Here is a 13,144-nt window from a genome sequence, read left to right as displayed (position 1 = left end):
CAGTGGCTTACAATGCCCGGCTTACCTCGCCGTCCTGGCGACTGGGCAACACAGGAAACTCCCGAAAATGGTCAAGATCCGCCTGACCCGTGGCGGCGCCAAGAAGCGTCCGTTCTACCACATCATCGTCACCGACTCGCGCAGCGCGCGCGACGGCCGCAACATCGAGCGCGTGGGCTATTACAACCCCGTCGCCGCCGGCGCCGAGCAGCGCGTGGTGCTCGACACCGCCCGCGTCGACCACTGGGTCGGGCAGGGCGCGCAGATGACCGACAAGGTCCGCAACCTGTACAGGGAAGCGACCAAGTCGCAGCAGGACCAGGCTTCGGCCTGATCCGTGCCGGCCGCGCTCCCGGGCGCGGCCTACCTGTCATGAGCGATCCCGGACGCCGCATCCTGCTGGGCAGGATCCACGGGGCCTTCGGCGTGCGCGGCGAGCTCAAGCTCGAGTCCTTCGCCGATCCGCCCGAACGGATCTTCCGCTACCAGCCGTGGCTGCTGCGCGACGCGCACGGCCGCGAGCGCGAGCTTTCCGGCGCGCATGGGCGCGAGACCGCCAAGGGCATCGTCGCCCGTTTCCCGGACATCGACGACCGCGACGCCGCCGATGCCCTGCGCGGCGCCGAGCTGTGGGTGCCGCGCTCGGTGCTGCCGCCGCCCGGCCCGGGCGAGTACTACTGGGTCGACCTGGAAGGCCTGCGCGTGGAGACCGTCGACGGCGCACCGCTCGGCCGCGTCGCCTACCTGTTCGAGACCGGCGCCAACGACGTGCTGGTCGCCCGCGACGACGCCCGCGAGCGGATGATCCCGTTCATCACCCCGGACTACGTGCGCTCGGTGGATTTCGATGCCGGCGTGGTCGTGGTCGACTGGGACCCGGAGTTCTAGCCCCTCGCCGTAGAGCGGAGCTTGCTCCGCTGCTCCGGGCTCCGGAGCCGGCATAGCGGAGCAAGCTCCGCTCTACGGGGGCGCGGTCGTTGCCCGTACCATTCCCGATTCCCGACTCCCGATTCCCGGCCCCATGCGCATCGACATCGTCAGCCTGTTCCCGGAATTCGTCGCGGCCTGTGCGGGCTTCGGCGTGGTCGGGCGCGCGCAGGAACGGGGCCTGCTGTCGCTCCACGGCTGGAATCCGCGCGACTACGCCGAGGGCAACTACCGCCGGGTGGACGACCGCCCCTTCGGTGGCGGTCCCGGCATGGTGATGCTGGTCGATCCGTTGCGCGCGACGATCGCCGCGGCGCGCGCCGCCGATCCGGCGCCGGCCCGGGTCGTGTACCTGAGCCCGCAGGGGCGGCGGCTGGACCAGGCCAAGGTACGGGAACTGGCCGGCCGCGGGCGCATGGTGCTGCTCTGCGGCCGCTACGAGGGCGTCGACGAGCGCCTGGTCCGGGCCGAGGTCGACGAGGAACTCTCGATCGGCGACTACGTGCTGTCCGGCGGCGAACTGGCGGCGGCGGTGGTGGTCGATGCGGTGGCCCGGTTGCAGGCCGGCGCCCTCAACGACGCCGAATCGGCCGCGCAGGACAGCTTCGACGACGACGGGCTGCTGGACTGCCCGCACTACACCCGTCCGGTCAGCCATCCGCTGGGCGAGGTGCCGGAAGTGCTGCTGTCCGGCAACCACGCCGAGATTGCCCGCTGGCGCCGGCGGCAGGCGCTGGGCCGCACCTGGGAGCGGCGGCCGGACCTGCTGGACGAGCAGGTCCTGTCCCCGGCCGATCGCGCGCTCCTGGCCGAATACCGGCGGGACCGGGACGGCGACGGCTGAAGCGCCGGGCGAAAAGCCGGGCCCGCCCGCCCGGAGCGCCGTGCCCCGCCTCCCGCCCGTTTCTCGTTGCTCTCCCCGCGTTCCTCGCCTCGAGGCTAAGCCCTAGCCACACAAGGGAATTTGTCGCTACAATACGCGGCTTGCCGTTCCACCCATGCCATGAGCGTGCGTCCACGTGCACCACGCCGACAACGACACCAACAGGCCAAGACCATGACCACCAAGCCATCCCTCAGCACCCTCCTGCAGGACTTCGAGAAAGAACAGGTCCAGCGCGCACTGCCGGACTTCGGCCCGGGCGACACCGTCGTCGTCAACGTCAAGGTCAAGGAAGGCAACCGCGAGCGCGTGCAGGCCTACGAAGGCGTGGTCATCGGCAAGAAGAACGCCGGCCTGAATTCCGCGTTCACCGTGCGCAAGATCTCGCACGGCTTCGGCGTCGAGCGCGTGTTCCAGAGCCACAGCGCCGCGATCGAGTCGGTCGAGGTCAAGCGCCGCGGCGCGGTGCGCGCCGGCAAGCTGTACTACCTGCGCGGCCTGCAGGGCAAGAAGGCGCGCATCAAGGAGGATCTGTCGATCCAGGCGAAGGCCAAGAACGCCAAGGCCAGCGCCGACAAGGCCGAAGCCGCTGCCGCCGAGGCCGCCGCCGCCGAGTGAGCCGGCGACGATCGGTTCCACGCGTGACGGCCACCGCAAGGTGGCCGTTTGCGTTTGCGGGACCGGACGCGTTCGCCGCCGCCCCGGTGCCGGCAGGCCGGCAGCATGCGTGCGGCCGTGCCGCTTCCGCGCGTGGCCGGTCGTGGCCTGCGGCTTCGCGTGATCGACACCCAAACCTCGGACAATCGATGTACGCCGGCGATCCCGCAGCGCCGCCCATGCTTGTGATGCCACGATGAACGATGCCTCCGACAGCGTACGCCTGGATCTCTGGCTATGGGCCGCGCGCTTCTTCAGGACCCGCAGCCTGGCGAAGCAGGCGGTGGAGACCGGCAAGGTGGACGTCGGCGGGCAACGGGCCAAGCCCGCGCGCGGCGTGCGCGTCGGCGATCGGCTGCGGATCGTACGCGCCGAGGAGATCTTCGAGGTCGAGGTGCTGGGCCTGTCCGCCAGCCGCGGGCCGGCGAAGGTGGCGCGGACGCTGTACCTGGAATCCGGAGATTCGCGCAGGGCGCGCGAGACGCGACTGGCGGAACTGCGCGCGGCGCGCGCCGGGTATCAGCCGCCGGAAGGCAAGCCCGACAAGCGCGCCCGCCGGCTGATCCGCGCGCTCGGCGACATCGACGCCACGTAGAGCGGAGCTCGCTCCGCTGCTTCTCCGGCTCCGGAGCCCGCGCAGCCGAGCAAGCTCGGCTCTACGCGAGGCCCGGGAACTCACGCCGAGTCGAAGCGGTCCAGGTTCATCACCTTGTTCCAGGCCGCGACGAAGTCGTGGACGAACTTCTCCTGCGCGTCCGAACTTCCATAGACCTCGGCCAGGGCACGGAGCTGGGAGTTGGAGCCGAAGACGAGATCGACGCGCGTGCCGGTCCACCTGAGCTCGCCGCTCCTGCGGTCGCGTCCCTCGAACACTTCCGCCTCGCCCGACACCGGCGTCCACTCCGTGCCCATGTCGAGCAGGTGGACGAAGAAGTCGTTGCTCAGCGTGCCCGGCCTGTCGGTGAACACGCCATGCCGGCTCCGGCCGACATTGGTGCCGAGCACGCGCATGCCGCCGACGAGGACCGTCAGCTCGGGCGCGGTCAGCGTCAGCAACTGCGCCCTGTCGATCAGCAGGGCTTCGGCCGGCACGCTGAACCTGCCCTTGAGGTAGTTGCGGAAGCCGTCGGCGACCGGTTCCAGCACGGCGAAAGCGTCCACGTCCGTCTGTTCCGGCGAGGCATCGGTACGCCCCGGCGAGAACGCTACCGTGACCTCGACGCCGGCATCCTTCGCCGCCTGCTCGACGCCGGCGCAGCCGGCCAGCACGATCAGGTCGGCCAGCGAGACCTGCTTGCCGCCGGATGCGTTCGCGTTGAACCCGGCGCGGATGCCCTCCAGGGTCGTCAGCACCTCGGCCAATTGCCCGGGCTGGTTGACCTCCCAGTCCTTCTGCGGGGCCAGGCGGATGCGCGCGCCGTTGGCGCCGCCGCGCTTGTCGCTGCCGCGGAAGGTGGAGGCCGAGGCCCAAGCGGTCGACACCAGTTCGGATACCGACAGGCTCGATGCCAGCACCTGGGCCTTGAGCGCGGCGATGTCGTCGCCGTCGATCAGCGGATGGCCGACCGCGGGGACCGGGTCCTGCCAGAGGAACTCCTCGGCGGGCACTTCAGGGCCGAGGTAGCGGGCGCGCGGCCCCATGTCGCGGTGGGTCAGCTTGAACCAGGCCTTGGCGAAGGCATCGGCGAACTGGTCGGGGTTCTCCAGGAAACGCCGGGAGATCTTCTCGTAGACCGGGTCGAAGCGCAGCGACAGGTCGGTGGTCAGCATGGTCGGCCGGCGCTTCTTCGACGGATCGTGCGCGTCGGGGATGATCGCGTCCGCGCCCTTGGCGACCCACTGGTGCGCGCCGGCGGGGCTCTTCTCCAGTGCCCACTCGAACCCGAACAGGTTCTCGAAGAAGTTGTTGCTCCACTGCGTGGGAGTGGTGGTCCAGGTGACCTCCAGGCCGCTGGTGATGGTGTCGGCGCCCTTGCCGCTGCCGAAGCCGTTGCGCCAGCCGAAGCCCTGGGCCTCGAGGCCGGCCGCTTCCGGCTCGGCCGCCACGTGCGAGGCCGGGGCGGCGCCGTGGGTCTTGCCGAAGCTGTGGCCGCCGGCGATCAGGGCGACGGTCTCCTCGTCGTTCATGGCCATGCGGCCGAAGGTGTCGCGGATGTCATGGGCCGCGGCGATCGGGTCGGGATTGCCGTCGGGGCCTTCCGGGTTGACGTAGATCAGGCCCATCTGCACGGCGGCCAGCGGGTTCTCCAGCTTGCGCGTGTGCACGTCGCCGTCGGCGTCGTCCTCCGACACCAGCACGCCGCCCGCCTTCTCCACGCCCTCCGAGCCGTGCGCGTAGCGCTCGTCGCCTCCCAGCCAGGTGGTCTCGCGGCCCCAGTACACGTCCTGGTCCGGCTCCCAGGTGTCGGGACGGCCGCCGGCGAAGCCGAGGGTCCTGAAGCCCATCGACTCCAGGGCGACGTTGCCGGCGAGGATCATCAGGTCGGCCCAGGAAATACTGCGGCCGTATTTCTGTTTGATCGGCCACAGCAGGCGGCGCGCCTTGTCCAGGCTGACGTTGTCGGGCCAGCTGTTGAGCGGGGCGAAGCGCTGCTGGCCCCGGCCGCCGCCGCCGCGGCCGTCGCCGATGCGGTAGGTGCCGGCGCTGTGCCAGGCCATCCGGATCATCAGGCCGCCGTAGTGGCCGAAGTCCGCCGGCCACCAGTCCAGCGAATCGGTCATCAGCGCGTGGAGATCCCGCTTCAGGGCGTCGTAGTCCAGGCGCTTGAACGCCTCGGCGTAGTCGAAGCCCCCGCCCATCGGATCGGACTTGGAGGAATGCTGGTGCAGCAGATCGATCGGGAGCCGGTTCGGCCACCAGTCCCGGTTCGACGTGCCGCCGCCCGCCGTGTGCTTGAAGGGGCATTTGCCGGCGATGCTGGCCTGCGCCGGGTCGGGCTGCTTCGGGGGATCTTTGATCACCGTGCTCATGGCGGCTCCAGGGAGAAATGAACGGTCAGCCAACGCTACTGCCGGGACACGAAAATATGAATTCGATTGATACGAACGGATCGATAGCTCAAGGCTATCCATGGTCGTTGGTGGCGCCGACGGCGAGCGCGTCGGCGCGGCGCGTCCGCACGGCGCGTCCGCACGGCAAGCGTGCGATGGGCCGACGAATCGCCGGCCCCGACCCGTACCACTTCCCCTACTTCAGGACTTGGCGCCAAGCAGGCCGCCGCCGATCTTGAGCAGATCGCCGAGCCCGAGTTCTCCGTCGCCGTCCTGGTCCAGCACCGCGCCGAGCAGGCCGGCGGCACCGCCCTGGCGTGCGACCTGCCGTTGCTCCTGGCCCAGGATCGCGCCGAGGCCCTGCGGGGTCGCCGTCGCCGGGCCGGCGCCGCCGTCCTGGCCCTGCTGGAACGTCCGCTTGGCCAGGAACGCCAGCACGATCGGCGCGAGGATCTTCAGCAACTGCCCGGCGCGGTCGCCGCCGAGGCCGGTGGCCTGGCCGAGCCCGTTTTCGGCGCGCTGCTGCCTGCCGCCGAAGACGTGGCCGAGAATGCCGGCGCCGTCGGTCCGCGGCGAGGCGGCGCCGCCGAGCACGGCACCGAGCACGCTGCCGATGTCGCCGCCGGCGTGGTTCTTCTGCAACGCGCCGAACAGCGCTTCCGCACCCTGCGGCTGGCTGGCGTTGCGGCCCAGCGCCCCCATCAGCAGCGGCAGGGCGGTGCCGACCGCGCCCGCTGCCTGTGTCTGGTCGATGCCGAGTTGCTGCGCGATCTGCTGCAGCGGCGCGCCGTCGAGTTGGCTGAGGAGTTGATCGGTCAGGGAGTCGGTCATGACGGCGGGTCCTTGTCTGCGGCGCGTGGTTGCGCGGGGCTACTGTAGCGCCTCGCCGCGCCACCCGTTCGTGGTCCACGCCCTTTTGGAGCGCCTGCTCCGCTGCCCGTCCGCAACCGGCTGCGTAGAGCCGAGCTTGCTCGGCTGCGCGGGCTCCGGAGCCGGGAGCAAGCTTCGCTTTACGGGTGCGGGCTCAGGAGCCGGTCGCAGCGGAGCAAGCTCCGCTCTACGGGGCGGCCGCGGGTCAGGTCAGCGACTTCAGGCGGTACAGCGCCTCCAGCGCCTGCTTCGGCGTCAGCTCGTCCGGATCCAGCGCCGCCAGCGCGTCCAGCGCGGCCGAGGAGGGCGCGAACAGGCCGATCTGCCGTGGGCCGTCGAGCGCCTGCGGCCGCATCGCGGCGGCCTGGGTCTGGCTGCCGCGTTGCTCCAGTTCGGCCAGGCGGCCGCGCGCGTCGCCGACCACCGCCTTCGGCAGGCCGGCCAGGGCGGCGACCTGCAGCCCGAAGCTGCGGTCGGCCGGGCCTTCCTTGACCGCATGCATGAACACCAGCGAATCGCCGTGCTCGACCGCGTCGAGGTGCACGTTGGCCACGCCGCTGCCCGGTTCGGCCAGCGCGGTCAGCTCGAAGTAGTGGGTGGCGAACAGCGTGTAGCTGCGGTTGGCCGCGGCCAGGTGGCGGGCGCAGGCCTCGGCCAGCGCCAGGCCGTCGTAGGTCGAGGTGCCGCGGCCGATCTCGTCCATCAGCACCAGCGACTGGTCGGTGGCGTGGTGGAGGATGTAGCTGGTCTCGCTCATCTCGACCATGAAGGTCGACTGGCCGCGGGCGAGGTCGTCGCCCGCGCCGATCCGGGTCAGGATGCGATCGATCGGGCCGATCACCGCGCGCGCCGCCGGGACGAAGCTGCCGATGTGCGCCAGCAGCACGATCAGCGCGTTCTGCCGCATGTAGGTGCTCTTACCGCCCATGTTGGGGCCGGTGATCACCAGCATGCGGCGGTCGTCGTCGAGCACCAGGTCGTTGGGTTCGAACGGTTCCTCGCGCACCGCCTCCACCACCGGGTGGCGCCCGCGTTCGATGCGCAGGCCGGGCTCGGCGGTCAGCTCCGGCCGCGACCAGTCCAGCGCCTGCGCGCGTTCGGCGAAGGCGGCCAGCACGTCGAGTTCGCTCAGCGCCGCGGCGCACTGCTTCAGCGCGTCGAGACGCGCGTCGAGGGCGTCGAGCAGCTGCTCGTACAGCAGCCGTTCGCGCGCCAGTGCGCGCTCGCGCGCCGACAGCACCTTGTCCTCGAACTGCTTCAGCTCCTCGGTGATGTAGCGTTCGGCGTTGGTCAGCGTCTGCCGGCGGGTGTAGTGCGTCGGCGCCTTGCCGGCCTGGGCCTTGCTGATCTCGATGTAGTAGCCGTGGACGCGGTTGTAGCCGAGTTTCAGGGTCGGGATGCCGCTGGCCGCGCGCTCGCGCGCCTCCAGGTCGACCAGGAACTGGTCGGCGTTGCCGCTGAGCGCGCGCAGTTCGTCCAGTTCGGCGTCGTGGCCGGCGGCGAAGACGCCGCCGTCGCGGGCCAGCACCGGCGGCTGCTCGACCAGCGCGGTCGCCAGCAGGTGCGCCTCGGCGGCGTGCTCGCCCAGGTGTTCGGCGAGCACCTGCAGGCGCGGCGAATCGAACGGCGCCAGCAGCGTGCGCAGCTTCGGCAGCATCGCCAGGCCGTCGCGCAGGGTGGACAGGTCGCGCGGGCGCGCCGAGCGCAGGGCGATGCGCGAGAGGATGCGCTCGAGGTCCCCGAGGGCGCGGAAACATTCGCGCAGATCGGTGTCGGCACGGCTGTCGATCAGCGTCGCGACGGCATGGTGCCGCTCGCCGAGCACCGCGCGGTCGCGCAGCGGCCGGTGCAGCCAGCGCCGCAGCAGGCGCCCGGCCATCGGCGTGACCGTGCTGTCGAGCACGCCGAGCAGGGTATGGCGGTGCTCGCCGTCGACGCGGGTGTCGAGCTCGAGGTGGCGGCGGGTGGCGGCGTTCATCGCGATCGCGCCGTCGCCGGCCTCGACCGCGATCGCGGTCAGGTGCGGCAGCCGCTGCTTCTGCGTCTCCTCGACGTAGCCGAGCAGGGCGCCGGCGGCGGCGATGGCGAGCGGGCGGTCCTCCAGGCCGAAGCCGGTCAGGTCGTGCAGCCCGAAGAACTGCAGCAGCTGGCGGCGGCCGCTGTCGGCGTCGAACAGCCACGGCGCGCGCCGGCGCACGCCCTTGCGCGCGGCCAGGAACGGCGGCCAGCCCTCCTCGTCGGGCAGCAGCAGCTCGGCCGGGTCCAGGCGCGAGAGTTCGGCCTCGAGCTGGTCGTCGTTGGCCACCTCGTTGACCAGGAAGCGGCCGCCGGCCAGGTCGGCCCAGGCCAGGCCGTAGCCCCGGCCCTTGGACGACGTGCCGGAACGCGCCAGCGCCAGCAGCAGGGTGTCGCGGCGTTCGTCCAGCAGGGCCTCGTCGGTCACCGTGCCGGGGGTGACGATGCGCACCACCTTGCGTTCGACCAGCCCCTTGCTGGCCGCCGGGTCGCCGATCTGCTCGCAGATCGCCACCGACTCGCCCAGCGCCACCAGCCGCGCCAGGTAGCCTTCCGCCGAGTGGTGCGGCACGCCGGCCATCGGGATCGGCTGCCCGCCCGAGGCGCCGCGCTGGGTCAGGGTGATGTCGAGCAGTCGCGCCGCCTTGCGCGCGTCGTCGTAGAACAGCTCGTAGAAGTCGCCCATGCGGAAGAACAGCAGCACGTCCGGGTGCTCCGCCTTGGCGGCGAAGAACTGGCGCATGAGTGGCGTGTGTTCGGGCGTCTGTGCGGCGCTCTTGGGCATCTGCGGGGGGCGTCTCGGGGCGGCGGACATTGTAGCGGGCGCTTCCGCTGGCGGATCGGAGCGCACGCGCCGATGGCCCGCGGCCGGCAGCGGCGCGGCCGCGCCGCCGGCTCCCGGCCGTCGATGCACCGCAGGTGCGCACCGCGTATCCTGCGAAGTCGAGATGGCGGATTCCTGTTGCGGCAAGTCGATCGAGGTCCGAGCCCTGGAGGCGCGGCAGAAGCGGGTGCTGGTCACCGTGCTGGCGATCAACGCGGCGACCTTCCTGATGATGGTGACGGCGGCCATCCTGGCGCGCTCGTCGTCGCTGCTGTCGGGCGGACTGGACAACCTCGGCGACGCGCTGACCTACGGGCTGAGCCTGGCGGTGGTCGGCGCGAGCCTCCGGGCGAAGGCGCGCGTGGCGGTGTTCAAGGGGCTGCTGATCCTGGCGGCGGCGATCGCGGTCGGCGCGCAGATCGCCTGGCGCCTGGCGCATCCAGCGATGCCGCTGTTCGAGACGATGGGCGCGGCCGCGTTGCTCAATCTCGCCGCGAATGCCGCATGCCTGTGGCTGCTGTCGCCGTACCGGCACGGCGACGTCAACATGGCCTCGGTGTGGGAGTGCTCGCGCAACGACGTCTGGGAAGGTTTCGCCGTGCTCGCGGCGGCGGCGGGCGTGTGGCTGTTCGGCAGCGGCTGGCCGGACCTGGTGATCGCCGGTGCCCTGCTGCTGCTGTTCCTGCGCTCGGCGCTGCGCGTGCTGGCCAGCGCCCGGCGCGAACTGGATGCGGCAGGCGGGCAGGGCGGCAGCTGATCGTTCGAGGCCGGATTGGACCCGGCGACCTGCATCCGGATCTCGGTATTACCCGCCCGCGGCTGGTGGCGGTTTCCCCGTTGCCTGGCGGAGCCGGGGTACCCGAGCACAGCTCGGGACCGCGTTTGCGCCTTCCATCATATCGATAATTCTAGTAACATGGAAATATGAACACCGATGCCGCCCTCGATGCCTTGTCCGCGCTGGCGCAGAAGTCGCGATTGGCGGTGTTCCGCCATCTGGTCGAGCTCGGTCCCGCGGGAGCGACGCCCGGTGAACTGGCCGAGGCGCTCGGCATCGCCCCGACCACGCTGTCGTTCCATCTCCGGACCCTGTCGCAAGCCGGACTGACCGAGGCCGCGCAGAACGGCCGCAGCATCACCTATCGCGCCGACTTCGCGGCGATGCAGGACCTGGTCGGCTATCTCACCGAGAACTGCTGTGGTGGCGATCCGGCGCTGTGCGCGCCGGGGCAGGAGCGACGGTGATGGTCGCGGGCCCGGGTGGCGAATTCGCGTTTGGCCATCGGCGGGACCACCCCCAGTGGGAGCGACGGAAGTCGCGACATCGCGTGATCGGGTACTCCGCCGGCGTCGCGACTTCCGTCGCTCCCACTGGAAAGCACACCGGCTCTGCAATTTCCCGTGTTCCTGACCGGAGTTTCCGCGAATGACCCTCAAGATCGGCATCAACGGGTTCGGCCGCATGGGCCGGCTGACCCTGCGCGCGGCGCTGGAGCGCGAAGACCTCGCGCAGACGCTCGAATTCGTGCGCATCAACGATCCGGCCGCCGATGCGGCGCAGTTCGCGCATCTGCTGGCGTTCGACTCGGTGCACGGCCGCTGGCGGCGCGACGTGCGCCACGATGGCGATGCCCTGATGGTCGACGGCCGCCGCGTTCCGGTCAGCCGCAGCCGCGAGATCGCCGGCGGCGACTGGTCCGGCTGCGACGTGGTGATCGAGGCATCCGGCAGGTTCCGGAAGAAGGCCGCGCTGCAGCCGTACCTCGACCAGGGCGTGCCGCGGGTGGTGGTGACCGCGCCGGTCAAGGAGGCCGGCGTGCTCGACTGCGTGGTCGGCGTCAACGACCACCTGTTCGATCCGGCCGCGCACCGCATCGTCACCGCGGCCTCGTGCACCACCAATTGCCTGGCGCCGGTGGTCAAGGTGCTGCACGAGGGCCTGGGCATCCGCCATGGCAGCATCACTACCCTCCATTCGCTGACCAATACCCAGACCATCGTCGACGCGGCGCACAAGGATCCGCGCCGTGCGCGTGCCTGCGGCAGCAGCCTGATCCCGACCTCGACCGGCTCGGCCACGGCCATCGACGAGATCTTCCCGGAGCTGCGCGGGCGCCTGGACGGCATCGCCGTCCGGGTGCCGCTGACCAATGCGTCGCTGACCGACTGCGTGTTCGAGGTCCAGCGCCCGACCACGGTGGAGGAGGTCAACGCGCTGTTCCGCGAGGCCGCGGCGTCCGCGCCGCTGGCCGGCATCCTCGGCTACGAGGAGCGGCCGCTGGTGTCGATCGACTACCGGAGCGATCCGCGTTCGTCGATCGTCGATGCGCTGTCGACCCGGGTGATCGACGGCACCCAGGTCAAGGTGTACGCCTGGTACGACAACGAGTGGGGCTACGTGAACCGCACCGCGGAGCTGGCGCTGAAGGTGGGGCGGGCCGACATGCCGCCGGCGGGTTCCTGACCACCGCAACGTAGAGCCGGGCTTGCTCGGCTGCGCGGGCTCCGGAGCCGGGAGCAGCGGAGCAAGCTCCGCTCTACGGGCCCGGTCAGCGGGGCGGTTCGCCGGCAGGCGGTCCGCTCGAGGAACATTCCGGAATTCGAATGATGCAGACGCAATCGCCATCGCTGCCCGGAACACCGTCGCCCGGCCTGCGCCAATACGCGCTGGTCACCGGCAACTACTGGGCCTTCACCCTGACCGACGGCGCGCTGCGCATGCTGGTGGTGCTGCATTTCCACCAACTCGGCTACGGGCCGCTGCAGATCGCGCTGCTGTTCCTGTTCTACGAGGTCTTCGGCGTGGTGACGAACCTGGTCGGCGGCTGGCTGGGCGCGCGCATCGGCCTGAACCGCACGATGAACATCGGCCTCGTCCTGCAGATCGTCGCGCTGGCGATGCTCGCGGTGCCGACCGCGTGGCTGGCGGTGCCGCTGGTCATGACGGCGCAGGCGCTGTCGGGCATCGCCAAGGACCTCAACAAGATGAGCGCCAAGAGCAGCGTCAAGCTGCTGGTGGCCGACGGCGCGCAAGGCACCCTGTACCGCTGGGTGGCGGCGCTGACCGGCTCCAAGAACGCGCTCAAGGGCCTCGGCTTCTTCCTCGGCGGCGGGTTGCTGACCTGGCTCGGCTTCCGCGGCTCGGTGCTGGCGATGGCGGCCGCGCTGGCGCTGGTATGGATCGCCAGCCTGGTGCTGTTGCGGCGCGACCTGGGCCGGGCCAGGGCGGCGCCGAAGTTCCGGCAGGTGCTGTCCAAGAGCCGCGCGATCAACGTGCTGTCGGCGGCGCGGCTGTTCCTGTTCGGCGCGCGCGATGTCTGGTTCGTGGTGGCGTTGCCGGTGTTCCTGGCCAGCGCGCTGGGCTGGGACCACTGGCAGGTCGGCGCCTTCCTCGCGGCCTGGGTGATCGGCTACGGCATCGTGCAGGCGGCGGCGCCGCGCTTCACCGCCCGCGATCCCGCACACCCGCCGGGAGGTGCCGCCGCGTTCGGCTGGGCGGCCGCCTTGGCCGTAGTGCCGGCGGGCATCGCACTGGCGCTGTCCGGCTGGCCGCCGCAGGCGGTGCTGGTCGCGGGCCTGGCGCTGTTCGGCGTGCTGTTCGCGGTCAACTCGGCGCTGCACAGCTACCTGATCGTGAGCTACGCACGCGAGGACGGGGTCTCGCTCGACGTCGGCTTCTACTACATGGCCAACGCCATGGGGCGGCTGCTCGGCACGGTGCTGTCGGGATGGGTGTACCAGACGGCGGGGCTGGAGGCCTGCCTGTGGATCTCGGCGCTGTTCGTCGCGCTGGCGGCGCTGATCGCGCTGGCGCTGCCGCCGCATGCGCGTGCGGTGCGGCCGCGCGCGTGAGCCGGTCGGGCGTCGGTATGCCGGCCGCCATGGAGCCGCTGCCGCTCCTGTAAGCAGGTGGCAGGAAGGTGCCGCGTCGCGCGTCGGTCCGGCCCGTCGGGCACGTACGCGGACATCCGGAACTA

Annotated in this window: 12 protein-coding genes; 9 read left to right on the top strand and 3 right to left on the bottom strand. The window is 71.1% G+C overall.

What is annotated here, in order from left to right; translation table 11 throughout:
- Positions 1–67 precede the first annotated feature (67 nt).
- The 5 genes from rpsP to U3649_RS15595 all read left to right on the top strand — a co-directional run bounded on the left by rpsP (position 68) and on the right by U3649_RS15595 (position 3,062).
- Positions 68–334, top strand: a complete 267-nt coding sequence (rpsP, locus tag U3649_RS15615; RefSeq protein ID WP_407352224.1) for a 30S ribosomal protein S16 — start codon at positions 68–70, stop codon at positions 332–334.
- Between the two features lie 38 nt (positions 335–372).
- Positions 373–888, top strand: a complete 516-nt coding sequence (gene rimM, locus U3649_RS15610; RefSeq protein ID WP_407352223.1) for a ribosome maturation factor RimM — start codon at positions 373–375, stop codon at positions 886–888.
- 133 nt (positions 889–1,021) lie between these two features.
- Positions 1,022–1,771: a tRNA (guanosine(37)-N1)-methyltransferase TrmD gene (trmD, locus tag U3649_RS15605; RefSeq protein WP_407352222.1), complete on the top strand. Its 750-nt coding sequence runs from the start codon at positions 1,022–1,024 to the stop codon at positions 1,769–1,771.
- Between the two features lie 213 nt (positions 1,772–1,984).
- The gene (gene rplS / locus U3649_RS15600; RefSeq protein WP_407352221.1) at positions 1,985–2,428 is read left to right on the top strand and encodes a 50S ribosomal protein L19; all 444 of its coding nucleotides are present in this window, start codon (positions 1,985–1,987) and stop codon (positions 2,426–2,428) included.
- Positions 2,429–2,663: 235 nt separating this feature from the next.
- The gene (locus U3649_RS15595) at positions 2,664–3,062 is read left to right on the top strand and encodes an RNA-binding S4 domain-containing protein (protein WP_407352220.1); all 399 of its coding nucleotides are present in this window, start codon (positions 2,664–2,666) and stop codon (positions 3,060–3,062) included.
- Positions 3,063–3,142: 80 nt separating this feature from the next.
- Here the strand turns inward: U3649_RS15595 and katG are convergent, their stop codons facing one another.
- The 3 genes from katG to mutS form a co-directional block, all read right to left on the bottom strand.
- Complete coding sequence (katG, locus tag U3649_RS15590) at positions 3,143–5,437, bottom strand: catalase/peroxidase HPI (RefSeq protein WP_407352219.1); 2,295 nt, start codon at positions 5,435–5,437, stop codon at positions 3,143–3,145.
- A 222-nt stretch (positions 5,438–5,659) separates the two neighbouring features.
- Complete coding sequence (locus U3649_RS15585; protein WP_407352218.1) at positions 5,660–6,289, bottom strand: DUF937 domain-containing protein; 630 nt, start codon at positions 6,287–6,289, stop codon at positions 5,660–5,662.
- A 244-nt stretch (positions 6,290–6,533) separates the two neighbouring features.
- Positions 6,534–9,128, bottom strand: coding sequence for a DNA mismatch repair protein MutS (gene mutS, locus U3649_RS15580; RefSeq protein ID WP_407352217.1), 2,595 nt, complete (start codon positions 9,126–9,128; stop codon positions 6,534–6,536).
- Positions 9,129–9,291: 163 nt separating this feature from the next.
- Between mutS and U3649_RS15575 the strand changes: the two genes are divergently transcribed.
- The 4 genes from U3649_RS15575 (at position 9,292) to arsJ (ending at position 13,019) form a co-directional block, all read left to right on the top strand.
- Positions 9,292–9,924, top strand: a complete 633-nt coding sequence (locus U3649_RS15575) for a cation transporter (RefSeq protein ID WP_407352216.1) — start codon at positions 9,292–9,294, stop codon at positions 9,922–9,924.
- Between the two features lie 167 nt (positions 9,925–10,091).
- Entirely contained in the window at positions 10,092–10,412 is a 321-nt protein-coding gene (locus U3649_RS15570) for an ArsR/SmtB family transcription factor (protein WP_407352215.1), read from the top strand.
- 181 nt (positions 10,413–10,593) lie between these two features.
- Positions 10,594–11,631 (top strand): ArsJ-associated glyceraldehyde-3-phosphate dehydrogenase, encoded by a 1,038-nt coding sequence (locus U3649_RS15565; protein ID WP_407352214.1) that lies wholly within the window; start codon positions 10,594–10,596, stop codon positions 11,629–11,631.
- A gap of 143 nt (positions 11,632–11,774) precedes the next feature.
- Positions 11,775–13,019, top strand: coding sequence for an organoarsenical effux MFS transporter ArsJ (arsJ, locus tag U3649_RS15560; RefSeq protein ID WP_407352213.1), 1,245 nt, complete (start codon positions 11,775–11,777; stop codon positions 13,017–13,019).
- The last annotated feature ends 125 nt before the right edge of the window (positions 13,020–13,144 follow it).

This window comes from Luteimonas sp. R10, from assembly GCF_045689605.1.
GTDB lineage: Bacteria > Pseudomonadota > Gammaproteobacteria > Xanthomonadales > Xanthomonadaceae > Luteimonas.
This window is presented reverse-complemented; position numbering and strand designations above follow the sequence as displayed.

Excerpts from the sequence above, each read along its gene's own strand:
- rplS (WP_407352221.1), top strand. The coding sequence starts at position 1,985 with ATGACCACCAAGCCATCCCTCAGCACCCTCCTGCAGGACTTCGAGAAA.
- arsJ (WP_407352213.1), top strand. The coding sequence starts at position 11,775 with ATGCAGACGCAATCGCCATCGCTGCCCGGAACACCGTCGCCCGGCCTG.
- rpsP (WP_407352224.1), top strand. The coding sequence starts at position 68 with ATGGTCAAGATCCGCCTGACCCGTGGCGGCGCCAAGAAGCGTCCGTTC.
- U3649_RS15595 (WP_407352220.1), top strand. The coding sequence starts at position 2,664 with ATGAACGATGCCTCCGACAGCGTACGCCTGGATCTCTGGCTATGGGCC.
- U3649_RS15565 (WP_407352214.1), top strand. The coding sequence starts at position 10,594 with ATGACCCTCAAGATCGGCATCAACGGGTTCGGCCGCATGGGCCGGCTG.
- katG (WP_407352219.1), bottom strand. The coding sequence starts at position 5,437 with ATGAGCACGGTGATCAAAGATCCCCCGAAGCAGCCCGACCCGGCGCAG.
- mutS (WP_407352217.1), bottom strand. The coding sequence starts at position 9,128 with ATGCCCAAGAGCGCCGCACAGACGCCCGAACACACGCCACTCATGCGC.
- U3649_RS15585 (WP_407352218.1), bottom strand. The coding sequence starts at position 6,289 with ATGACCGACTCCCTGACCGATCAACTCCTCAGCCAACTCGACGGCGCG.
- rimM (WP_407352223.1), top strand. The coding sequence starts at position 373 with ATGAGCGATCCCGGACGCCGCATCCTGCTGGGCAGGATCCACGGGGCC.
- U3649_RS15570 (WP_407352215.1), top strand. The coding sequence starts at position 10,092 with ATGAACACCGATGCCGCCCTCGATGCCTTGTCCGCGCTGGCGCAGAAG.
- trmD (WP_407352222.1), top strand. The coding sequence starts at position 1,022 with ATGCGCATCGACATCGTCAGCCTGTTCCCGGAATTCGTCGCGGCCTGT.
- U3649_RS15575 (WP_407352216.1), top strand. The coding sequence starts at position 9,292 with ATGGCGGATTCCTGTTGCGGCAAGTCGATCGAGGTCCGAGCCCTGGAG.